The sequence below is a fragment of the Paludisphaera mucosa genome (genome assembly GCF_029589435.1).
GTDB lineage: Bacteria > Planctomycetota > Planctomycetia > Isosphaerales > Isosphaeraceae > Paludisphaera > Paludisphaera mucosa.
Window position 1 is genome coordinate 4,036,661 of sequence record NZ_JARRAG010000002.1, and the last position, 22,619, is coordinate 4,059,279.

Below are 22,619 nucleotides of genomic sequence, written 5' to 3' on the forward strand. Positions count from 1 at the left end.
GGGGAGGAGGTCGCCGATGGGCTTGACCGCTTATGAACGTCGCCAGGTCGGGGCGATCGCCGCGTGGAAGGGGGAGACGCAGGGCTGGGGGGCGCGGGCCGTCGCGCGCGTCCGCCGGCCGCTCGCGCGGCTCGGGGAGAGCCTCATCCCGGACGCCGCCTTGAGGAAGGTGCTCGACGGCCTGGACGCCGCGCTCGAGGCGGAACCGCGGGTCGCGGCGTTCCTCGCGGAATCCGGCGTCGAGTCGCTCGAGGCCCTGAAGCTCGGGCCGCTCGAACGCTGCGACCGGTTGGCGGACCGCGTGGGCGTCCGCGCCGAGCGGCTCGCCATGGGGATGGGCGCCGTCGCCGGGGCCGGCGGTCTGATCACGGAGCTGGCCGGCCTCCCCTTGCTGCTCGCCGCCGCGCTGCGGGCGATCCATCGCACCGGGCTGTGCTACGGATACAACCTCGACGGCCCGGCCGACCGGAGCTACCTGCTCGGCGTTCTGGAGCTTTCCACCGTGGACGATCCCGACGTCCGGGTCCGGATCCGCGAGCGCCTCGCGCGCCTGGCGCGGGGCCGAGAGCGGCCCGGCGACCCCCCGGTCGGGCTGGACGGCCTGGAGGGGTGCGTCGCGGGCGACCTGGCTCTGGAAGCGGTGCCGTTCGTGGGCGATCCGGTGGCGATCGTCCTCGACTACATGATGATGCGGCGAGTCGACCGGACGGCCCGGATGGTCTTCCGGGAGCGTTGGCTGCGCGATGCGGGACGAATCGAGGGCGAGATCGCGCCGGCTCCGCCCCATCCCCGCGACGACGCGCTGAGGGCGTTCGGCGACCTCGCCGGTCAGGCGGCCTACGTGACGGGCTTCGGGCTGGCCTTCGGGGTCGTCCTGCCGCTGGCCGCCGCGAGGCGGGCTTCGCGACGGCTGCCCGATCCGGTGGTCCGAGGCGCCCGCGAAGGGGCTCTTGCCGCCTCGCGCGCGGCCGACGACTTGCGAGCCGGCTGGAGCGACGCCCGGGAGATCCTCTGGGCCCCCGGTCCGGAGCCCGCGGCCGGTTGAGCCCGACGCCCCCGTTCGAGCCCATCAGGTTCGAGTCCAAGCCGGGTGCACGACACGACGTCGGTCCGGGGGTCCGAGGGCTTGATGCCGGCGGCGGTCTACCTCATGCTCGGGATCGGATTCCGCGACGCGCCTGCCGAGGAGGCGGGTACGCCCTGATCGACGTCCAGGACCGGGGCGAGGCCGCCCCGTCCCTTTCCAGCCCGGATCGGGCCGATGAGATCATGACGAGCACGAGTCGAACGTCGGCCCCCGACGGCCCTCCCCACGCGACCGACGCCGCCTACCGTACGGAGCTCCGGCAGGGGTTCGAGAGGATGTATGAGCGCCGGCGCCTCAAGCTCTTCGGAGCCCTCGCCCTCCTCACCACGGCGCCCCTGCTGCTGCTCTCGCTCTCCGAGGGGCTGGCCTTCGGGCCGCGCGTCGAGGTCCCCATCCTGCGGGACCCGGGGTTCTACTGCCGTTACCTGGCCGCGTTGCCCCTCCTCGTCGGCGCCGAGATCTTCGTGGGGATGAGCCTCGCGGTCCAGGTGGGATACCTCCTCGAATCGGGGCTCGTCCCCGAGGAGGAGCGGCCGAGCTTCCAGGCCGCGAAGGCCCAGCTCCAGCGCCTGGCCCGCTCCCGGGCCGCGAAGGTCGTCGCCGGGGCCCTCGCCTTCGTGGTCGTGACGACCTTCCGGCTCTTGCTCGACACGAAGCCGGGCGCTTCGAGCTGGGAGCGGCTGGGGGCGGCCGATGGGGGCCGGATCACGCTCGCGGGCTGGTGGTCGATCCTGGTGAGTGTGCCGGTCCTCGTCGGCCTCCTGCTGCATTGGCTCTGGCGCGCCGGCGTGTGGGCCTGGTTCCTGTTCCGCGTGTCCCGCCTCGACCTGGCGCTGACCCCCACCCACCCCGACCGCGCGGGGGGCCTGGGGTTCCTCGCCTGGGGGCAGGCGAGCTTCGCCCCCGTGCTGGCCGCGGTGTCGGCCGTCCTGTCCGGGAGCATCGCCGGCGAGGTCCTCTACGGGGGCCGGACGGTGGACGCCCTGAAGTACCATGCGGTGGTCTTCGTCGTGCTCGCGCTGGCGTTCCTGCTCGCCCCGCTCCTGGTTTTCTCGCGGCGGATGGCGCACTGTCGGTTCCAGGCGATCCTGGATTTCGGGATGCTGGTCTGGCGCCACGACCGCGCGTTCGACGAGAAGTGGATCCGGAACCTGGGGACGAGCCGCGAGAGCCTGCTGGGGAGCCCCGACGTGTCGTCGCTCTCCGACATCGGCGTGGCGTTCGACCATGTCGAACGAATGCGGATCATGCCCCTCGACCACCAGGCCCTGCTCGTGTTACTGATGGCCGCAGTCGCGCCGCTGCTCCCCTCGCTCGCGACCGCGATCCCGCTGCCCGAGATCCTCAAGAACCTGGCGGGCTTCCTCGTCTGAGCGGGAGTCCGGCGCGACGACGATCCAACGCCCCTACGAATTATCGACCACCCCTCCGCCGACGCCGCGAGAGAGCCTCGCGGCGAGAGCGGGCCTTCACCGGAGCCTCTCCATGCGTCGCCTCCTGTTGGTCGCATTCGGCGTCTCGATCGGCCTGATTTCGTCGCCCCGAGACGCCAGGTCCCAGATGATGTATCCCGGCGGCTACGGCGGCTACGGGATGAGCCAGTGGGGCGCCGACCCGGGCGCCGGCTACATGGCCGGGCTGGGTTCGTACGCGCGAGGGCAGGGGGTGTACGCCGTCGAGAAGGCCAAGGCCGACGCGATCAACCTCGACACCATGATCAAGTGGAACAAGGCCCTGCGTGTGCGCCAGCGCGCCCTCCGCGAGGACCAGCGCAAGGAGGACGCCCGGCGCGAGGCCGCCCGGGAGGCGCGGGTCGAGAACCGGGAGTTCCTCGACGGCACCACGCTGAACGACGTCCTGATGCAGATCCTCGACTCCGACCCCGGCGTCGCGAAATCGGCCCGGGTCAAGGCGCCGCTCAGCGCCGCCGCGATCCGGGAGATCCCGTTCGAATGGGACTCCGAGGCCGTCACCATCTGCATCGACCAGATGACCGGCGCGGGCTCGCTCCCGCCCCTCCTGATGGACCCGCGCTACCTCGCCGAGCGCCAGGCCCTGAGGGACGCGGTCGAGCCCGCCCTCCGGGAGGACGCCAAGGGCGAGGTCTCGGCGGAGACCCGCAGGCGCATCGTCGACGCCGTCGCCGCCTTCCGGGGCAGCTTCGTGAAGAACGCGTCCGACTTCGCCCCCGACTTCCAGGAGGCGCAGGACTACTTCACGACCCTCGCCAGCCTGACGCGGCTGCTCAACGACCCCAGCCTCAAGGCCTTCCTGGCCCAGCTCGACGACGGCCGGGAGCGCACGGTCGGCGACCTCGTGGCGTTCATGAACTCCTTCAACCTCCGCTTCGGAGCCCCCACCTCCGAACGGCAGATCGAGATCTACCGTCGGCTCCTGCCGGCCCTCAAGCAGATCCGCGACGCATCCGTCGCCGCGACGACGCCGCCGGCGTCCGCCCCCGACCGGACCGGGGCCGACCTCCAGACCGCCGCCAAGGCGGCCTTCAAGGGGATGAGCTGGGATCAGCTCGAGGCCCACTCCCGCGCCAAGTGACCGCCGCGACCCCGCCGGGTCGACCGAGACGCTCGGCGACCCGGCCCGGTCCGATGCGGAACGACCGCGTCCCCGGCGTCGGACCGCTGCGAGATCGAACGATCGCGTCAAGTCTGCGGAATACGAGACCGATACCTATTCCGGAGATCTCGCCGACGACCACGACCGTCCTGGCGGGCCTCCATGCCGGCTCGCCGTTCCCGGAGGGACGCGGGCCATCACGGTGACGGCCGTCGTCGCGGGGATCGCCGTTGGTCGCACTCACGGATTTCGAGTTCCCCGGGTTGCGGCCGCCGATCCTCGGGCGGGCCGATCGCCGCCGCGCCTCGAAATCGGCCCTTTGTCTTGTCCTTCTGGCCGTCGGCCTGACGGGCTGCGCGACGACCGCTCCCCCGGGCTCGGTCCGGCTCCAGAGCCCTGCGCCCGAGTCGACCGACGATCGCGCGGCCGCGTCCACGCCGGCCGTTCCCGAACCCTCGATGGGCGACGTCAGCTCGACGCTCCGGCATCGCCTCGAAGACAGCGTCGGGGCGGGCGAGGATCCGGAATTCCATTATCCCGACGTCCATACCGATCCGGCGGAGACCTACCGCGATCGCTACGGCGTCGTCGAGGAGGATCACGACCCTTTCATCCTCCCCTGGCTCGCAAACCTGATCTTCGAAGACCGCTGGCTGCTGGCCGACAAGGATCCCGATACGGCCCTCAAGAATCAGCTCGATCGCCGGATGAAGGTCGACATCCGCGACCCCGCGCCCGATACGGCGAACTTCCCCAACAGCCCTTACACCCTGGCGAAGGGGCGGGCCTACCTCGAAACATCGCCGCTCGGCCTCTACGGCGCGAGCCGCAACGGGACCGAGCCTCGGCTCTATCAGTGGGAGCACCTCTTCCGCTACGGCCTCACCGACAACCTCGAGTTCCGGATCTTCTCGAACGGCCTCACCTCCCAGGCGGCCCTCGGCAGACAGCCCGCGACCGCCGGCTATTCCCCCCTCGCCTTCGACTTCAAGGTGAACCTGTGGGAGGAGAACACGCGTTACCACCTCCCCGCGATGGGGGTGGAAATGTACATCCAGACGACCTTCGGGTCGCCCGCGTTCAACAGCGGGACGCAACCCTCGCTGAACCTGCTGTTCGACCAGTCGCTCCCCTTCGGCATCGGCCTGGAATACAACTTCGGGATGTCGGGCGTCCAGAACGGGCAGGACCAGATCGTCTACCAGTTCAGCTGCCAATGGTCGCTCCAGCGCGAGCTGTTCAAGGACTTCGACGTCTTCTTCCACGGCTTCTACAACGCCTCGGCCCTGCCGCGCCTGCTCCAGTTCCAGAACGACTCCACGGCCGACGTCCCCAACGTCACCGTGCTGGGAGTCGGAGGCATTCGCACGATCAACGACCGACTCGCCATCTTCGGCAGCTATAATATGGGCGTGACCCCGGAATCCCCGAAGACCCTGGCGCTCATGGGTTTCGCGGTGGGTTTCTGAAAGGCGAGCAGCCTTTGAGCTGTGCAGCCTGGGCGATCTTAAGCTTGATTATCGAATTCGCCCGGCACGCGGCTGGACATTCTTGCAATGCGCAGCCATACTCCATGATGGCAACCATCGTTAAAGTTCCTTTATTTTCGCCGTCCACACCGGAAGCCACCCTCCCGCCTCCGAGCGATGCCGGTCCGTTGCATCGAGAAGGCTTGATCTGAGCCGCGACGGCGTGACGTCGCCAGGGGCTGCGCCTGGCGCCCAGCCCTTCGTGGGTTCCCCGCCGAGGAGGCTTGAGATGTCGAGCGTCGCCGAGCGTTCGGGCGAGGTCCGCCCCAGGCCGCCGCGCTGGCCCGAATCGATGCCCGTCGTGGCCTCGACCGAGGCGGCGATCGGGACGATCGGGCACGCCGCCATCCTCGAGGGCCGGCTCCCGGACCTTTTCCACGTCTGCCCGACCCACACCGCGATCGCGTTCGGGCTGAAGGGGACGTCCACGATCGAACGGAGGCGCGGCGGACGCCTGTCCCGGTTCGTAGGCGGGCCGGGCGGATTCACGATCATCGCGGCCGGCGAAGACAACCGCTTCTCCATGGACCGGCCGCTCCAGACGCTCAACCTGATCTTCGACGCCGGGACGCTGCAGGTCCTCGCCGATCGCGAGTGGCCGCCTTGCGGATCGACCATCGCGATCGCCTCCGCGGACCACCAGACGACCCCGGAGATCGTGACGCTCGGGCAGCAGTTCGCCTCGCTGCTCCGCTCGCCCCGGAACGGCGGCCGCCTTTACGCCGAGACCCTGTGGACCCAGATCGCGATCCAGCTCCTCTGGAACTTCTCGTCGCTGCCGCGGCCGCAGGAGACCTGGGTGGAGCGACTGCCCGACGTCCGCCTCAAGCGCGTGATCGACTACCTCGACGCCTCGGTCGCCGAGGAGATCTCCCTGGGCGACCTCGCCGACCTGGCCGGGCTCAGCCCGAACTACTTCCTCAACGCCTTCAAAAAGGCGACCGGCAAGACGCCGCACCGGTTCCTGACCGAGAAGCGCGTCGCCAAGGCCTGCGACCTCCTGCGCAACCCCCAGACGTCCATCGTCGGGGTGGCCCTCGCGGTCGGCTTCTCGTCGCAGAGCCACTTCACCACCGTCTTCGGCCGCTTCATGAAGACCACCCCCGCCGCCTACCGCGCGCAGGTGCTCGGCCTGGGGCCCGAACCGACGTCGATGCGAGGCCTCGACGGCGAGTCGGGCCCGGCGCAGGGCTTTCGATCGTAAGAAGATGGAAGGCCCCAGGGTCATTTCCTGGTAGAGAAAATCCTCCGAGGGGGTAGATTAGGTCGGTTCCTCGCCCGTGCGACCGCTCCGGGGACCGTCCTTCAAGGGGGCCAACGACGATGTCCGACCCGCATTCGATCCCGAGCCACGAGTCGACCGAATCGCTGAACGGGACCCTAGAAACCGTCACACGCGCCGCCCAGCGCGGGGCGGCCGACGCGAGCGAGGCGGCGGCCCGGACGTGGACGGCGGCGGGACGGTTCGCCAGCCGGTTCGTCTACACCACCTGCTACACCATCTCGTACGGGGTCGTCTTCCCGGCCGTCCTGCTGGCCCGTTCGGTCCCCCGGAACAACATCGCGGTCCAGGGCCTGATCGAGGGCGCCGACGCCGCGCGCGACAAGGTCGACGAGATGTACCACCCCGCGCTCGATCCGGCGTCCGACCACGCTCCGCGAGCCCTGGCCCCCGCCTGAGGCCCGGCCGCCCGGTCCTCTCGGCATCGATCCCGGCGCGAGGCCGTCGCGGGCTTGCGAGGGGATCGATCGTCGTACGCGCCGAGGCCGTCGGCCCGGGGCCGGCAACGTCCCCCATCCTGGATCGAACCCGCGACCCTGGAACAGTCCGAGGACGGCCGGGAATGGTACGAATGAAGCCCGCTTCGCCCCAAGAAAGTCCGCCCCCCCCCCCGGCGCACGCGGCCGATCCCGGAGGGGTGGAGGACGCGTCGCTGGAGGTCGAGGTCGACGCCCGCGCGGGGCTGATCCGGGTGAGCGACGCCCGATTGTTCCGACCGCTGCGTCGCGACTATGCGCGACGCCTGCTGGAAGCCCTTTGCAAGCACCCCGGCGTGCGCAAGGCCGAGGTCGATCTCGCGACGTCGAGCTGCCGCGTCGACTTCGACCTCGTCGTGTGCGACCCGGCGGTCATGGCGCGCGTCTTCGTGGAATCGACCCGGGTCGCCTCCTCGGCCGCGGGCCGCGGCGGCTGGGCCTGGCGGCGAAGGCCGGCCTGGTCGAGCCTCACCGTCTATCGGTCGCGGGGCGCGCCCTCGCTCTGGGAGACGCACGCCGACGAATCGGGGCGGGTCCGGCTTCGCCACGAGCGGGCCGCGTCGGACCGCGAGGCGTGGCGCTGCATCGCCGACGAGCTCGCGAGCCTCGACGGGGTCGAGTGGTGCCGGGCGTCCCGCTGGTCGCGCTCGATCACGGTCGATTGCGGTGCCGTGGAGGGCTCGCAGGCGGGGCGGACGCTGTGCAGCGCCGAGAGGATCCTGGAAGGGCGCACCACGGTCGCGCGACCGGCGGCCGACGCCCCCGCCGGGATCGTCGCCGGCTGGAGGCGCCTTCCGTATCTGGCCGCGGCCGGCGGGGCCTTCGGCATGACCCTGGTCGCCCTCGCGATCCCCGGCGTCCCGACCGTCCCGTTCCTGCTGGCGACGAGCTACTACCTGGCGCGTTCGTCGCCCTTCCTGGACGATCGGCTCCGACGGGCTCCGCTGTTCGGGCCGATCCTGCGAGAGTGGGAAGGCCACGCCGCCCTGAGCTTCGGGTCCAAGGAGAACCTGATCGGCCTCACGGTCATGATCGTCGTCGTGGGGGTGATGCTCACGCCGCTGACGCCCATCGCCCTCGGCCTGATCCTCGTCGTCTCGTCGATCAGCGTGTATGGGATCGCCGCGACGCCCGGCCTGGAAAGCGACCGGAGGGGCGACGATCAGGCGGAGATCGGCAGCACGATCCCGTTCCCCACGCGCTGATCCCACCACGCCTGAGGCGGCGCGGCGACGCTCTCGTGAGCGTCCGCACCGGCGTCCCGACGCAGCCATCGCCCGACGTACACGGCGAGCAGGACGACCTCCAGGCCGACGACCAGGATCAGCGGCGGGTGGAGGAAGGCGAACGTCCCGACGGCCAGGGCCGCGATTACGACGGTCCTGACGACTTCGCGCAGCTCAGGTCGCGGCAGCGGCGCGTCGAGCACGGCGAGGAGGCGAGGGAACCGGGCGAGCCACTGACGCAGGCCCGGCCAGAGTCGGACCGAGAAGTACAGGGCGGACAGGGCGAAGGGGGCCGACGGGATCCCCGGCAGGACCACCCCGACGCCCACCATCAGGAAAGAACCGCCGGCCAGCAGCAGGTCCCGGCCTCTCGTCGACCTCGGGAATGCGGCCGATCGGACGCGCCGGACGACCTTCGACGCCCGCCGGACGAGCGAAGGCTCGCGGTCCGTCGACTCGCGGACGCTCACGTCGCGGACCGCCTCGGCGATGCACCGGACCAGGAGCGCCGAGACCTCCTCCGCGTCGACGGCCTCGTCCGCGAACTCGACGCGCCAGGTCGACGTCGACGTGCAGACCTGGACCCAAATGACCCCGGGGAGCCGGGCGGCCCGGGCCGCCAGCGATCGACAGAAGGCCTCGCGACCGGGACGGATCAGCCTGGGGGCATGGAACGTCGCGACCCTCCCATCCACCAGGCTCCACGTGGCCTCACGGGCGGCGTCGAGGCTCGGGGGGGCGGCTTGCGGCGAGGCCATCACTCGTCTCCTCGCCGGCTCCTGCCGGCGGATCGTTGGGCGTCGCGAGATGGAGAGCGACCCCCGGACTCGGATCTCGACGCGCGCAGGCCCCGTCGGGCGGAAACCGTCGAGGTCGCCGTCGCGCCGCGGAGGTATGCACTGCGATCCGGAATTCCAGGGCGGCTTGCACCCCGATGGTCTGCTTCCCAGGGCCCCGGCGTCGTCGAAAGGGTCGACGGCCGCAGGCTATGGACACATCAGCAAGACCCGCAACACGCTTTGCACGTGTCGTGCCGACTCAGGACGCAGAGAGGAGAAGAGCCCGAGGCCGTTCTCCGGCCGACCACATGGAACTGGGATGTCGCGAGACGTCTCCCCGAGGGACCTGACGCCTCATCGGACGACCTTCTCAGGGAGGTGGAGGCGCGACACCGGAGAGTCGCGGGGGATCGAGGAGGTGCGGGTTTCCTCGATTTTCGGATTCGGCGGGAATGAGAGCAGGGTGGCTGACGGGATTCGAACCCGCGATTTCCAGATCCACAATCTGGTGCCTTAACCGCTAGGCCACAGCCACCATCGCACGCGACAGAGACACGATAATCCGGGGCCCAGGTTCGCGTCAAGGCGAGCGGCGACGAAACTCGCCGCCGGGGGAGTAGGAAACAGGTTGCGCAACGGCCCGAGCCGGGCCCGAGAAAATCGATACAAGGCCTTGACTCGCACCGATAAACTCATGACGCTGTCCGATCGGAACGCGATGGTCGCGGCGTGCGGCCGGGGCGGCTTCGGAGTCGCGTCTCGGCCCGGGCCGGCGGACGGCCGAGAGACATCCTCCTGAGGCCTTGCGGGGCGACGAAGAGACATGGCGAATTCGCTGCTGCGGATCGGGATCGCCGGGTGCGGCCAGGCCGCCCGGATCCACGTCGAGCGGCTCCTGAAGGAGCCCGACGTCAAGATCGTCGGCTGCGCGGACGCCCTTCGCGAGTCGGCGCAGGCGCTCGCCGCGTCGATCGCCGAGACCTCGGGCGAGTCGCCCGCCGTGTTCGGCGACCTCCGCGGGCTGCTCGACCAGCGGCCCGACGCCGTGGCGATCTTCACGCCCCACCTCCTCCACTACCGGCAGGCGATGGACGCCCTCCAGGCCGGCGTCCACGTCTTCATCGAGAAGCCGCTATCGACGAACGCCCAGGAGGCCGACGACGTCGTGAACCTGGCGCGGGGGCGGAAGCTCAAGGTGGCGGTGGGCCATCAGTATCGGCTGCGTCCCAGCCTGGTCGAGGCCCGCAAGCGGCTGGCCGCCGACGCCGTGGGGCCGCTCCGGCTCGTCACCGCGGCCCTGGCGCAGCCCTGGCTCGCCCGCCAGCAGGAGCGGGGGGGCGAAAGCTCCTGGCGGTTCGACCCCAAGATGGCCGGGGGCGGCCTGCTCGCCGACGCCGGCGACCACCTGGTCGACGCCCTGCTGTGGACGACCGGCCGGCCCGCCCTGGAGGTCTTCGCCGTGCAGAGCCGCCTCCCCTCGGGACTCGACGTCGTAACCGCCGCGGCGATCCGGCTGGAGGGCGACGTCGCGGCCACGCTGGCCCTCTCGGGCGTCTCGCGCGGCAGCCTGTTCGAGCTGAACTTCTTCGGCGAACGGGGCCGGATCCACGCCACCGACGCCCTCCTGGAAGTGGACCCCGGCGACGGCTCGCCCGTGCGCCGCGTCGACCTGCCGGAGGCCGCCGAGTCGGTCGACGCGAACTTCCTCGCCGCCCTGCGCGGCCTGGGCCCGCTCTCGTGCTCGGCGGAGGACGCCCTCGACACCGTCCGCCTGAGCGAGGCCGTCGCCCGCTCGGCCGCGACCGGCCAGGTCGTGCCGCTGATCTGATCCACGCCCCCTCGCGGGAGGAGGGGGCCGCGTCGGACCGTCCGCCACGTGGCGCCCGGGCCGTCGCCCAATGCGGGTCGTGAGGATTTTCGGGAGAGTCGCTTGAATCGGCCGGCGCATCCGCTTACCACTCTCTTCAAGGCGTCCACGAGGTCCTGCCGAACAATCGGGAGTGGACGCCCCGGCGCGGCGTCCGCCCCCGGACCGCCCGACGACGCGACGACGAGCCCACACTCTTCACGCCGACTTTCTGCCACTGATCGAAATGCGGAACGGGGCGTCGCTCCGAGACCCTGCGTCTCCGACCTCCGCCCCCACCCGGCATCCCCTGGCCCGAGGAACGGTTCCATGTTCGAGCTTGAGACGACGTCCATCGCCCTCCTGGGAGCCCCCGCCGCCCCCGACGAAAGCCGGGACGGCTGGGAGGCCCGCACCTCCTTCCTGGACGCCCGCCACCCCGGCGAGGAGGAGGAAGAAGAGTTCGAAGAAGCCTTCGACGACGAGGAGGACGACGAGGAGGAGTTCGACGACGACATCGAGGAAGAGGACATCGACGACGACTTCGACGACGACGAGGAAGACATCGACGAGGAACTCGACGAGGAACTCGACGACATCGAGGTCGACGAGGAAGAGGACGACTTCGACGACGACGAGGACGACGACTTCGACGAGATCGACGAGGAAGACGAAGAGGACATCGACTGAGCCCTCGCCTCGCGAAACGTCGCCCCGGATCGCAGCCCGCCCCGACGCTGGGCGGGCTCGCCGTTGGGCCCTGCGCGCACGCCGGCCCGGATCCCGAAGCGCCGAGCGAGGGAGTCCGAGCCGTTGCCGTCGCGAGTTCCGAAGCGCGACGACCACAGCCTTTGGGGGGGGTCTTGCGCGACATCAACGCGCCCTCGGGCGTCGGCTCGCGCCAATCCGTCCCGATCAGGCCGGAATCTCGGGATTTCCCGTGGGCGACGAAGGATGCGCCTTGTCGCCCGCCGCTTCCAGCGGCTATTCTAGAAGGGATCCCCGGAGCGGCCGACCTCCCTTGCAGCAGCGTCGGGTGAGGCCGGGCGACATGGCGGAAGGTATGAAGGGAGATTCTGCGATGGGCGGATCGAACGACTGGACGGGTGATCCCACCGGAGATCGGCCGACCCCCGAGACCTCGACGCGTCGCCTGCGCGAGCAATCCCAGCGCGACTTCGAGATCGAGTTCATCGGCGGCATCCTCGAACGCGACCCCTACCTCGTCGAAGCCATCCGGGTCCACGCCAACAACCTGTCGGCCAAGGGCTTGTACTCCCGCGCCCTGCTGCTCGACCGGCGGCTCGTCCGGCTCCTCCCCGAAGACGCGATCGCCTGGTACAACCTGGCCTGCAGCTACGCGATGCTGGGCATGGTCGACCCCGCCTTCGCCAGCCTTCAGCGCTCCCTCGAACTTGGCTACCAGTGCCAGGAACGCCTGCGGCACGACGCGGACCTCAAGACGCTCCGCAACGACCCCCGCTTCCACCGCCTCATCCGCCGCTTCGAGTTCATCCTCTGAACCGAGCCCTGCGGCCCGCCGCCCCGTCGGCGACCTGAATGAAAGGGCGGGCGCCGCCCACCGATCCCCGGACGGTGGGCGGTGCCCGCCCTTTTTGCGAATCCACTTTCTTCAGATTTCGATCCGAGCCACGGGAAGTTCCGTCCGATGACCCATCACGACTGGGAGCACGTCCAGGAGGCCGCCGGGACCGTCCGGGCGGCCTGGCAAGGGAGCCCGCGGATCGGCCTGGTGCTGGGGACCGGCCTGGGGGCGCTCGCCCGGGAGATCGAATCTCCCGTCGCGATCCCGTACCCCGAGATCCCCCACTTCCCCAGGTCCACGGTCGCGAGCCACGCCGGCCAGCTCGTCTGCGGGAGCCTCGTGGGCCATCCGGTCATGGCGATGGAAGGGCGATTCCACCTGTACGAGGGCTACACCGCCGCTCAGGTGACGTTCCCCATCCGGGTCATGAAGGAGATGGGCTGCGAGCTGCTGATCGTCTCCAACGCCTGCGGCGGCCTGAACCCCCAGTTCCGCAAGGGGGACCTGATGGTCATCGAGGACCACATCAACCTGCTGGGGCTCAATCCGCTCATCGGCCCCAACGACGAACGCCTGGGCCCCCGATTCCCCGACATGATCGAGCCCTACGACGACGGCCTCCAGGAGCTGGCGCTCCGCGTCGCGCTGGAGGCGAACATCGTCGCCCATCGCGGGGTCTATGTGGCGGTGACGGGCCCCAACCTGGAGACCCGGGCCGAGTACCGGTTCCTGCGGGGCATCGGGGCCGACGTCGTCGGGATGTCCACGATCCCCGAGGTCCTGGTCGCGGTCCACGCCGGGATCAAGGTCCTGGGCTTCTCGATCGTCACCGACATGTGCCTGCCCGACGCCCTGGAGCCGGTGGATATCGAGAAGATCGTCGCCGTCGCCAACCAGGCCGAGGCCAAGCTCCGCACCATCGTCCGGGGCGTGCTCGAGCGCCTGCCGGCCTGAACCCGGCCGGCCCGCCCCCCGGCCGTGCCCCGCATCGACCCGATCCGACCCGAGCCAGGGATGCCGAAGCGTCATGTCCACGAACGCCAAGCCGTATAAAGAGACCCTGAACCTGCCCGCGACCGAGTTCGCGATGAAGGCGAACCTGCCCGCCCGCGAGCCCGCGATGCAGGAGAGCTGGCGCGAGCACGACCTCTACGGCCAGCTCCGCCGCGCCCGCAAGGGGTCGCCCGTCCGCGTCCTCCACGACGGCCCGCCGTACGCCAACGGCGACATCCACATGGGGACGGCGCTCAACAAGATGCTCAAGGACTTCGTCGTCCGCTCGCTCTCGATGCGCGGCTTCGACAGCCCCTACGTCCCCGGGTGGGACACCCACGGCCTCCCCATCGAGCACAAGGTCATGAAGGACCTGGGGTCGAAGGCCCAGGCCCTCGACCGGGCCGAGATCCGCGACCTCTGCCGCGTCGAGGCCCTCAAATGGGTCGACGTCCAGCGCACGCAGTTCCGACGCCTGGGCGTGCTCGGCGACTGGGACGACCCGTATCTGACGCTCGACCACCGCTACGAGGCCGGCATCGTCGACGTTTTGGCCGACCTGCTGGAGGGCGAGTACGTCTTCCGCCAGCTCAAGCCGATCCACTGGTGCACCTCGGACCAGACGGCCCTCGCCGAGGCCGAGCTGGAGTACCGCGACGAGACCTCGCCCAGCCTCTACGTCAACTTCCCGATGGTCGCGGGCGTCCCCGCCGCCTGGCTCCAGGCCGACGGTTCGAAGGCCGAGGACTGGCGGGCGATGATCTGGACGACGACGCCCTGGACCCTGCCCGCCAACGTCGCCATCGCCGTCCACCCCGACCTCGTCTACGCCGGCGTCCGCTACACCGACCCCGAGAGCGGCCAGGTCGTCCGCACGATCCTGGGCGCCGACCTCGTCGCCAAGGTGATGGAGCTGAAGAAGGTCGCCGACTTCGCCGAGGTCGGCCGCTGCAAGGGCCGCGAGCTGGAGCACGCCCAGTACCGCCACCCGTTCCTCGACCGGGTCTCGCCGATCGTGCTGGCGAGCTACGTCAGCGTCGAGGACGGCACCGGCCTGGTCCACACCGCGCCCGGCCACGGCGGCGAGGACTACCAGACCGGCCGCGTCTACCAGCTGCCGATCCTCAGCCCCGTCGACCCGGCGGGCAAGTTCACCGCCGAGGCCCCCGACTGGCTCGTCGGCCTGCACGTCTTCGCGGCCAACCCCAAGGTCGTCGCCCACCTCAGGGAGTCGGGCGACCTGTATCTCGAAGCACCCCTCACGCACAGCTACCCGCACTGCTGGCGCTGCAAGAAGCCGGTGATCTTCCGGGCGACCGAGCAGTGGTTCGTGGGCGTCGACCGCAACGACCTGCGGGGCCGGACGCTGGAGGAGATCCGCAACGCCGTGAAGTGGTACCCCGAGTGGGGCCAGGCGCGGATCGAGGCGATGGTCTCGCTCCGCCCCGACTGGTGCATCAGCCGCCAGCGGTCGTGGGGCGTGCCGATCCCGGCCCTGGGCTGCACGGCCTGCAACGCCCAGCTCCTCACGGCCGAGACCGCCCGCCACTTCCGCGACCTCTTCCGCAAGGAAGGCGCCGACGCCTGGTTCAGCAAGCCCGTCGAGCAGATCCTGCCGCCCGACGCCAAGTGCCCCCAGTGCGGCGGGACGAGCTTCCGCAAGGAAGGGGACATCCTCGACGTCTGGTTCGAATCCGGCTCCAGCCACCGCGCCGTGCTCGCCGGGGGCTTCGAGCTGGGCTTCCCGGCGTTCATGTACCTGGAAGGGTCGGACCAGCACCGCGGCTGGTTCCAGTCGTCGATCCTGACCTCGGTGGGCTCGACGGGGAGGGCCCCGTTCGAGAGCATCCTGACCCACGGGTTCGTCGTCGACGACAAGGGGCAGAAGATGTCCAAGTCGCTGGGGAACGTCGTCTCCGCGGTCAAGGCGACCGAGCAGCACGGCGCCGACGTCCTGCGGCTGATGGTCTCCAGCATGGACTACGCCGACGACGTCCGCATCAGCGAACGCTCGATCAAGGAGGCGTCGGAGGCGTACCGCAAGATCCGCAACACGTTCCGCTACCTGCTGGGCAACCTCGAAGACTACGCCAAGTTCGACCCCTCGACCGTCGACCTGGCGACCCTGCACGAGATCGACCACTGGGCGCTCGGCCAGCTCAACCAGGTGGTCCGCGACGTCCTCGGGGCCTACGAGCGGTTCGAGTTCTACCGGGTCTACTCGCGCATCTACCAGTTCTTCTCGGTGGAGCTGTCGAGCTTCTACCTCGACGTCCTCAAGGACCGGCTCTACGCCGAGGAGCCCCTCGGCCCCGACCGCCGCGCCGCGCAGTACGTCCTGTACAAGCTGCACGACGTCCTGACCCGGCTGCTGGCCCCGGTCCTCCCCCACACGGCCGAGGAGTCGTGGGGCTACCTGCCGCACGGCCAGGGGTTCCCGGCGAGCGTCCATCTGGCGACCTTCCCAGAGCCCGACCCCCGCTGGGACGACCCCCAGAGGGATTCGCGCTGGGGCGTCCTCCGCGAGGCCCGCGACGCGATCCTCAAGGCCCTCGAAGGGCTCCGCAAGGACAAGACGATCGGCAGCGCCCAGGAGGCGGCCGTCGTCATCACGGCCCCGCCGGCCGACCTGGCGTCCCTCCAGGCCGACCGCGACCTGCTGGCGACGATCTGCCTGGTCTCCGAGGTCGAGGTCCGCGAAGGCGAGCCCGCCCCGGCCGCCGGTGGCGAGAGGTTCCGGGTGACGGCCGCGCGGTCGACCTACGGCAAGTGCGAGCGCTGCTGGAACTACCGGCCGACCGTCGGCCGCGACGCCGAGCACCCGACGCTCTGCGAGCGCTGCGTCCGCGTGGTGACGGCCCAGGCCGCGAAGGACCCGGCCTGATGGCGACGCCCAGCGGGCCGCCGAGCCGGCCGATCTCGCCGATCCGCCTGGCCGTCTGCGTGTCGGGGGGCGGGACGACGCTCCAGAACCTGCTGGACCGAATCGCCGCCGGGTCGCTCGACGCCCGGGTCGTCCAGGTGGTCGCCAGCCGGCCCGGCATCGCCGCGATCGCGAAGGCCGAGAAGGCCGGCCTGCCCGTGGCCGTCGCCGCCTCGGCCCGCCAGAAGATCGACGTGGAATCCTACAGCGCCTCGATCTTCGACCCGATCCGGGCGAGCGGGGCCGACCTCGTCCTGCTCGCCGGCTTCCTCGCGCTGGTGAAGATCCCCGCGGACTTCCGGGGCCGGGTGATCAACATCCACCCGGGCCTGATCCCGTCGTTCTGCGGCAAGGGGTACTACGGCGGGCGCGTCCACCAGGCTGCGCTCGACTACGGGGTGAAGGTCAGCGGCTGCACCGTGCACTTCGCCAGCGACCAGTACGACGAGGGCCCGATCATCCTCCAGAAGACGGTCCCGATCCTCGAAGGCGACGACGCCCACGCTCTGGCCGCCCGCGTCTTCGAGGCCGAGAAAGACGCCCTCCCGGAGGCTGTCGCCCTCTTCGCCGCCGGCCGGCTGTCAATCGATGGCCGCCGCGTCCGGATCGCGCCGGCGGGCGGCGCCTGAACCTCGCCCGAGGTCATCGGACGTCCGGGATGCCGGGATGGTCCGCGGGCCGGGGGCCGGGGGCGGGCCAGAAGAACGTCCGCTCCTCCTCGCGGATGGGGATGTCGTTGATGCTCGCCTCGCGACGGCGCATCAGGCCGGCCTCGTCGAACTCCCACAGCTCGTTGCCGTACGAGCGGAACCAGTGGCCCGAGGCGTCGTGCCACTCGTAGCGGAAGCGGACGGCGATCCGGTCGTCGGTGAACGCCCAGATGGCCTTGGCCAGGCGATAGTCCTGCTCCCTCTCCCACTTCTGGGCGAGGAACGTCCGGATGGCGTCGCGGCCCACGATGAACGCACCGCGGTTGCGCCAGACCGAATCCTCCGAGTAGGCGAGGGCGACGCGCTCGGGGTCGCGGCTGTTCCAGCCGTCCTCGGCCGCGCGGACCTTCCGGGCGGCCGAGGCGGCGGTGAACGGGGGGACGTTCGGAGGGGCGCTCTGAAGGGTCGACGACTGGCTCATGTGCGTCTCCTGCGGCCTGAGGCCGCGGTCGGACCTTCGTCCCGTCGCCCGGCCCCCCGGCCAAACGGTTGGCGAGGTCCTTGTTGCGGGCACGGGCACGACATGGAAGATCGCGCAATTCGCCGCGTCGTCCCTTCAAGGATTTCCCGCGTCTATGCCGGCGTCCCGGGAGGCCTCAGTCCGCAAAGGCCTCCAGCTCGCCGCACGACGAGAAGGCCTGGTCCGGGCCGTCGCCCGAGGCGGGGACGCCCACGACCCGCACGGAGCGGGCGGCGACGGGCTCCTTGAGCTTCAGCTCGAACGCCCGTCCGTCCTGGATGTCGGGGGCCCGGGTCGCGTCGGCGGCGGGGTAGTCGGCCAGCTCGCCGACGGTCTCCCAGGGGCCGTCGGGCTGGCGCTGGACCTGCACGCGAGGCTTGCCCTTCGATGCGTCGAACCAGCCGCCGTCGTGGAAGGTCCGGCCGTGATGGAAGACGACGCGGCGGATCGAAGCGGGGGCGGGCAGCGCGACGGCGTACCAGTCCTCGCCCCCCTTCGGCTTGCGGCCGTCGAAGGTGACGGCGTACGTGCCCGGGTCGCCGTCGTTGATCGAGCCGCCGACGTTCCCCTCGCGCGAGCGGGCCTCCTCGGCGTAAGCGAGGACCGACTCGTGCTTCGGCAGGGCGAGGCCCGAGGCGCGGAGCCAGACGCGGTACGCGCCGCCCGTCGAGCCGGCGTCGGCGAAGGGGACGAACAGGGCGTGCGCCGGGCCCCGGGAGGGATCGGCCCCCACGATCGGGAGCCGGAAGGCCAGCTCGGGCCCCGGCTCCGGCCCGGCCTTGAGGTCCGAGGTCAGGCCGACGGCCCGCGCCGGGGGCCCGCCGGGGTTGCGCGCCTCGTCGTACGCCAGCACGAACGGCCCCCACGTCAGCGCCGCGCGGTCGGGGTTGGACAACCCCCCGGGGACGGCCTTCAGCTCCAGGTCCGTGCCCACCTCGATCGTCGTGCCGTCCTTCCAGTCGTCGGACTTGACCACGACCGAGCCGTCCGGCTGCATCTTCAGCTCGCACTCGGACTTCTTGGCCGACACCCTCAAGGTCCGGCTCCAGGCCGGCATCGGGATCAGGATCGTCAGCGGGAACGGCCGGGAGGCGTGAATCGTGATCGTCGAGCGGCCGACGGCGGGGAACTCGCTCGCCTGGTCGATGACGACGTCGCGGCCCGCGACCCGGATCGTGGCCTGCGAGGTCTCGCGGGTCTCGACGATCAGGGCCTCGCGGCCCTCCCAGGTCGTCGTCAGGTAGGCTTCCTGGACGGCCAGGGCCATCCCGCGAGGGCCGCTGGAGTGGCAGCAGGTGATGAAGTCGTCGTACTGCTTGCGGCCTTCGAGGGCCGTGTAGTAGCACCAGTCGTCGCCGCCCGGGTGCTGGGCCGCGGCGAGGTGGTTGTAAGCGGCCCGCTCGATCTCCTCGGCGTACTTCCGCTCGCCGGTGATACGCAGGAGCTGCAGCGAGAGCTGGATCCACGTCGTCGTCACGCAGACCTCGCCGATATGGGCGCCGACGCCGTTGGGCAGGGCGTGGGCCTCGTGGAAGTGCTCCCCCGCGCTGGCGGATCCGGAGATGTACAGCCGGTTGGCGACGACGTCGGCCCAGGCGTGGACCACGGGGTCGAGATACGCCCGGTCGCCCGTCGCGCGGGCCAGCTCGCAGAGGCCGACGAGGTTCGAAAGCATCTCGTACGCCTTCGCGTTGCCGACCTCGTCCACCCCCTTGCCGGCCGCCAGCCGCGAGAGGATGCCCGGCCCCCCGGGCTCGTCCCACGACTTCACGATGTAGCGGGCGAAGTCGAGATAGCGGGCGTCGCCGGTGGAGCGATACAGGATCACGATCGGTTCGAGCACGCTCGTCGCCGCCATCCCCTGGTGCGTCCCGGCCGCGAGGATGCTCCGCTTCGCGGGGAAGGTCGCGATCAGCAGGTCGCCCATCCGCCGGCAGGCGTCGAGCGCGGGGACGTCGCCGGTGTACTGGTGGTAGGTCAGCAGGCCGATCAGGTTGTACTTGTGCGACCAGACGTCCCAGTCGGCCCCCCGGAAGAGTCCGAACCGCTGCTCGGGGAGGTACGTGCCCAGGTAGCCGTCGGGCTCCTGGCAGGCGACCAGCTCGGCGGCCACCTTGTCGAGCTTGGCCCGGAGCGTGGGGTCGCCGGTGTTCGCCCAGGCGAGGGTCGCCGCGTGCAGCCACTTGCCGACGTGCTCGCCGATCCAGGGGTGGCTCCCCGGCTTCTTCCGATAGCCGGCGAGCAGGGGCTCCACGTCGACGTTCAGGAGCCGGACCTTCTCGTTGACCGCGACGCGATCCCCCAGCCAGCCCCCCAGCTTGATCCGCGAGGGCGGAAGCAGCCGGGCGGCGTCGGGCAGCTTGTCGGGCGTCTTGAAGGGGAGGGGCTCGATCGGCGCGGCGGTCGTCGCCGCCGCGATCGTCAGCCCCGCCAGGAGCGCGAGCAAGGTCTTCATGGGAGAGGTCCTGTAGGATCGGGGTTCGTCGCGAGATCAGAGCAGGAGCGAGTCGAGCCTGGAGAGGCCGACGGGCTCGCGGCTGGCGAAGGGCTCCGCGTGCCCGACGCCGACCATGTGGCCCCAGTAGCGGGTGCGGTCGCAGACCGAGTCGATCACGCCGGGCCGGCCCGCCGGCTGATTGTCGACGAGCTGCGAGCGGTAGCAGTTCAGCGCGGCGACCTTGGCCTCCAGCTCGTCGGTCACGTCGAGGACCAGGCTGGGCCGCTCGGCGATCCGCAGGTGGACGCTGAAGTAGTAGAGGATCCGCGACGGGTGGAAGGGCTGGCCGGGGATGTCGGACTTCGAGAGCTTGCTCCAGAACCGGGCGTCCTCGACGAGCTTGGTGGCGGCCGTGTGGTCGGGGTGGGCGTCCTCCCAGTAGGGCGAGAAAATCAGGCGGGGCCGGACCCGCCGGAAGACGGCCGCGAGCGCCCGCCGACTGGCGAGGTCGGCCTGCAGGCTCCGGTTCGGCAGGCCGAGATTCTCGCGCCAGGGGCCGCCCAGGCGTTCGTTGGCCGCCGCCGTCTCGGCCCTGCGCCGCTCCGGGCTGCCGAGGGGCGTGGGCTCGCCGCTGGTGAGGTCGAGGATCCCGACCTTCCACCCTTGCTTGCCGAGTCGGACGATCGTCCCGCCCACCCCCAGCTCCGCGTCGTCGGGATGGGGGGATACGACCAAGGCGTCGAGCATGAGACCGGCCCGTCGGGTGTCCACTTGCGTCCTCGCCGGACCCGGGCGATCCGGGGCCGCGGCGCTCCGTCCAGTCGACCACATTACCCTGCCGATCGCTCCCGCGACAGGGGACCGAACGCCTAGCGGTCCCCTTGATCGGATGATCCCGGACCCGCCGACGAAGGAGCGCGATCGCCGTCGCCGAGGCTTTCCGGCGGCCTCGCATCCTCCGGCCGACCTCGGGACGGGCCGACTCGACTTCGATCGGCGCGCCGAAGGCCTGAGATCGCGGCCTCTCGACCGATCGGCCGAGCCCCTCCGCGCCAGGTCGCAGGGCCGAGGGCCACGAGATTGGACGGGACCTGCGAATGGTCGCGCGGGCCGAAGACGCACGTCGGAATCGACACGCAACCGCGGCGAGGTCGTCGGCCACGAGCAGTATCGGCGAACGCCCGCGAGGCTGGACGCGACCAGGACCTCGCCCTCATCGCCGAGGGCTCATCGCGACACCTCGGGGGCGTGCGAGGGCCGGCCGGGCGAGACCGAAGGCCGGCGCGCGGAGCAGGCGAGCGGGAGGCGTCGTCCCGCTCGCCTGCGTGGGGCCGTCCGAAAGGGAGGGGTGCCGGCTCAGGCCGAGTGCGAGGCCTTCTTGGCGGCGGGCTTGGTCTTGGCGGCGGGCTTCGCCTTCGCGGCCGGGGCGGCCTTGGTTTCGGGGGCGGCCTTCTTGGCGACGGCCTTCTTGGGGGCGGGCTTGGCCTTGGCCTCGGCCTTCGGGGCGTCGGCCTTCACCGTGGTCTTGACCTTGGCGGCGGCCTTGGGGGCCGCCTTCTTGGCGACGGCCTTCTTGGGGGCGGCCTTCTTCTCCGCGCCGGGGAGCGCGGCGGCGACGGCCTCGACGGCCTCGGCGCCCTTCTCGCGAGCGGCCTCGGCGGCCTCGACGACCTTGCCCGGCAGCTTCTTGGCGGCCTTCTTGGCGGCGACGGCGGCTTCGAGGACCGTCTCCTTCACGCTCTCCACGACCGTCTTCGATTTCGTCTTCTTCGTCGGGCTCATGTCGACCTCTCGTACGGGGATTCGGGGCTGGAGCGGCCTGACCCTCGCTGCGCCGGGACGCCCTCCGGGGCTGCGGCCCGCGGTTCGATTCGAGGGCACTTTCGGATGCCGAACGTGCGGGGCGACCTCGGCCGGCCCGACGCCGGTATCGACGCGCGGACCCGGAAGATCGCTTGGGGAATTCTAGCCCATGAATGTAGGCCGTGGGATCGTGTTTTGATGATTCGTTCCCGTTTGGAAGCGTCGCGGCCCCCCGCCCGCGTCAAGGCGTGCGGCGTGCGAAGAGATTGCCGCGCGGCGCTGGCACGATCCGCCCTCGGAAGCCCATGACCTGATCGGAGGATCGATCCGCGACGCCGCGAAATCGAGGGAGGTGGAGCGATGAGCCGCGAGCTGCGAGAGTCCGAGGAAACCCGTCCCGGCGCGATCGTCGGGCTGGCGATCGGGGGCGTCGCGCTGGGGGCCGCGCTCGGGGCCCTGACGAACGCCGTCAACGGCCGGCTGAGCCCGGAGTACTTCCGGGCCGTCATGCGCTGGGAGGGCGTCGCCGACGTCGCGCGGGCGAGCCTGGCGCAGGGGATCTTCGAGGGCCTCCTCTTCGGCCTGGGGCTCTCGCTGGTCTTCACGCTCGTGGTCGGCTTCGTGAGCCGGGCGCGCTGCCCGCTGCGGGCCTCGGGGGCGTACTTGCTCGCGATCGGCGCGACGGCGCTGACCTGCTGGGCGGCCGGCGGGCTGCTGGCGATCGGCCTGGCGACGCTCAGCCCGGAGTTCTACCGGCACGCCTTCCGGGGAGTCCCCGAAGCGGCCCCCGCCATGCTCCGCTACGCGTGGGTCGGGGGCTCGATCTGGGGGCTGGAGTTCGGCGGCCTGGCCGCCGTGCTGGTGGCGTCGGTGCTCTTCCGGGCGCGGTGGCGGCCGCCCGCGAAGGCGGCCGCCGCGTGAGCCTCGCGCCCGGGCGGGGCCGGCCGG

19 protein-coding genes and 1 tRNA gene are annotated in these 22,619 nt (G+C 70.9%); 14 read left to right on the forward strand and 6 right to left on the reverse strand.

The window, feature by feature from the left end; all coding sequences use genetic code 11:
• The first annotated feature begins 16 nt into the window (after window positions 1-16).
• From PZE19_RS25345 to PZE19_RS25375, 7 genes are all read left to right on the forward strand, one after another.
• Window positions 17-1,045 (forward strand): EcsC family protein, encoded by a 1,029-nt coding sequence (locus PZE19_RS25345; protein ID WP_277863393.1) that lies wholly within the window; start codon window positions 17-19, stop codon window positions 1,043-1,045.
• Between the two features lie 317 nt (window positions 1,046-1,362).
• On the forward strand, window positions 1,363-2,460 hold the full coding sequence (locus PZE19_RS25350) for a hypothetical protein (protein WP_277863394.1): 1,098 nt from the start codon (window positions 1,363-1,365) through the stop codon (window positions 2,458-2,460).
• Window positions 2,461-2,572: 112 nt separating this feature from the next.
• Window positions 2,573-3,640 carry a hypothetical protein gene (locus PZE19_RS25355; RefSeq protein WP_277863395.1) on the forward strand — a complete coding sequence of 356 codons (1,068 nt, stop codon included), beginning with the start codon at window positions 2,573-2,575 and terminating at the stop codon, window positions 3,638-3,640.
• 251 nt (window positions 3,641-3,891) lie between these two features.
• The gene (locus PZE19_RS25360) at window positions 3,892-5,130 is read left to right on the forward strand and encodes a hypothetical protein (RefSeq protein ID WP_277863396.1); all 1,239 of its coding nucleotides are present in this window, start codon (window positions 3,892-3,894) and stop codon (window positions 5,128-5,130) included.
• Between the two features lie 289 nt (window positions 5,131-5,419).
• A complete protein-coding gene (locus tag PZE19_RS25365) occupies window positions 5,420-6,394 on the forward strand; it encodes a helix-turn-helix domain-containing protein (RefSeq protein ID WP_277863397.1) in 975 nt (324 codons plus the stop codon).
• 119 nt (window positions 6,395-6,513) lie between these two features.
• The gene (locus PZE19_RS25370) at window positions 6,514-6,870 is read left to right on the forward strand and encodes a hypothetical protein (protein ID WP_277863398.1); all 357 of its coding nucleotides are present in this window, start codon (window positions 6,514-6,516) and stop codon (window positions 6,868-6,870) included.
• A 164-nt stretch (window positions 6,871-7,034) separates the two neighbouring features.
• Window positions 7,035-8,153, forward strand: coding sequence for a DUF454 family protein (locus PZE19_RS25375; RefSeq protein WP_277863399.1), 1,119 nt, complete (start codon window positions 7,035-7,037; stop codon window positions 8,151-8,153).
• Here PZE19_RS25375 and PZE19_RS25380 read toward each other — a convergent pair.
• Both PZE19_RS25380 and PZE19_RS25385 read right to left on the reverse strand, forming a co-directional pair.
• Window positions 8,111-8,932 (reverse strand): YbaN family protein, encoded by an 822-nt coding sequence (locus PZE19_RS25380; RefSeq protein WP_277863400.1) that lies wholly within the window; start codon window positions 8,930-8,932, stop codon window positions 8,111-8,113. The genes PZE19_RS25375 and PZE19_RS25380 overlap by 43 nt on opposite strands.
• Before the next feature lie 483 nt (window positions 8,933-9,415).
• A tRNA-His gene (locus PZE19_RS25385) sits at window positions 9,416-9,488 on the reverse strand.
• 288 nt (window positions 9,489-9,776) lie between these two features.
• Here PZE19_RS25385 and PZE19_RS25390 point away from each other — a divergent pair.
• The 6 genes from PZE19_RS25390 to purN all read left to right on the forward strand — a co-directional run bounded on the left by PZE19_RS25390 (window position 9,777) and on the right by purN (window position 16,890).
• Window positions 9,777-10,781 carry a Gfo/Idh/MocA family protein gene (locus PZE19_RS25390; RefSeq protein WP_277863401.1) on the forward strand — a complete coding sequence of 335 codons (1,005 nt, stop codon included), beginning with the start codon at window positions 9,777-9,779 and terminating at the stop codon, window positions 10,779-10,781.
• Between the two features lie 348 nt (window positions 10,782-11,129).
• Window positions 11,130-11,489, forward strand: coding sequence for a hypothetical protein (locus PZE19_RS25395; RefSeq protein ID WP_277863402.1), 360 nt, complete (start codon window positions 11,130-11,132; stop codon window positions 11,487-11,489).
• Window positions 11,490-11,880: 391 nt separating this feature from the next.
• Complete coding sequence (locus tag PZE19_RS25400) at window positions 11,881-12,321, forward strand: TPR end-of-group domain-containing protein (RefSeq protein WP_277863403.1); 441 nt, start codon at window positions 11,881-11,883, stop codon at window positions 12,319-12,321.
• Window positions 12,322-12,468: 147 nt separating this feature from the next.
• Window positions 12,469-13,299: a purine-nucleoside phosphorylase gene (locus PZE19_RS25405; RefSeq protein ID WP_277863404.1), complete on the forward strand. Its 831-nt coding sequence runs from the start codon at window positions 12,469-12,471 to the stop codon at window positions 13,297-13,299.
• 73 nt (window positions 13,300-13,372) lie between these two features.
• Window positions 13,373-16,222 carry an isoleucine--tRNA ligase gene (ileS, locus tag PZE19_RS25410; protein ID WP_277863405.1) on the forward strand — a complete coding sequence of 950 codons (2,850 nt, stop codon included), beginning with the start codon at window positions 13,373-13,375 and terminating at the stop codon, window positions 16,220-16,222.
• Window positions 16,222-16,890, forward strand: coding sequence for a phosphoribosylglycinamide formyltransferase (gene purN / locus PZE19_RS25415; RefSeq protein ID WP_277863406.1), 669 nt, complete (start codon window positions 16,222-16,224; stop codon window positions 16,888-16,890). Before ileS ends, purN begins: the two co-directional genes overlap by 1 nt.
• 13 nt (window positions 16,891-16,903) lie before the next feature.
• On the opposite strand, the gene PZE19_RS25420 is transcribed toward purN, so the two are convergent.
• The 4 genes from PZE19_RS25420 to PZE19_RS25435 all read right to left on the reverse strand — a co-directional run bounded on the left by PZE19_RS25420 (window position 16,904) and on the right by PZE19_RS25435 (window position 21,650).
• Window positions 16,904-17,392 carry a nuclear transport factor 2 family protein gene (locus PZE19_RS25420; RefSeq protein WP_277863407.1) on the reverse strand — a complete coding sequence of 163 codons (489 nt, stop codon included), beginning with the start codon at window positions 17,390-17,392 and terminating at the stop codon, window positions 16,904-16,906.
• Window positions 17,393-17,567: 175 nt separating this feature from the next.
• Window positions 17,568-19,886, reverse strand: coding sequence for a glycoside hydrolase family 127 protein (locus PZE19_RS25425; protein ID WP_277863408.1), 2,319 nt, complete (start codon window positions 19,884-19,886; stop codon window positions 17,568-17,570).
• Between the two features lie 36 nt (window positions 19,887-19,922).
• Window positions 19,923-20,615 carry a bacillithiol biosynthesis deacetylase BshB1 gene (gene bshB1, locus PZE19_RS25430; protein ID WP_277863409.1) on the reverse strand — a complete coding sequence of 231 codons (693 nt, stop codon included), beginning with the start codon at window positions 20,613-20,615 and terminating at the stop codon, window positions 19,923-19,925.
• A gap of 609 nt (window positions 20,616-21,224) precedes the next feature.
• A complete protein-coding gene (locus PZE19_RS25435) occupies window positions 21,225-21,650 on the reverse strand; it encodes a hypothetical protein (protein ID WP_277863410.1) in 426 nt (141 codons plus the stop codon).
• Between the two features lie 381 nt (window positions 21,651-22,031).
• Between PZE19_RS25435 and PZE19_RS25440 the strand changes: the two genes are divergently transcribed.
• The gene (locus PZE19_RS25440) at window positions 22,032-22,592 is read left to right on the forward strand and encodes a hypothetical protein (RefSeq protein WP_277863411.1); all 561 of its coding nucleotides are present in this window, start codon (window positions 22,032-22,034) and stop codon (window positions 22,590-22,592) included.
• Window positions 22,593-22,619 lie beyond the last annotated feature (27 nt).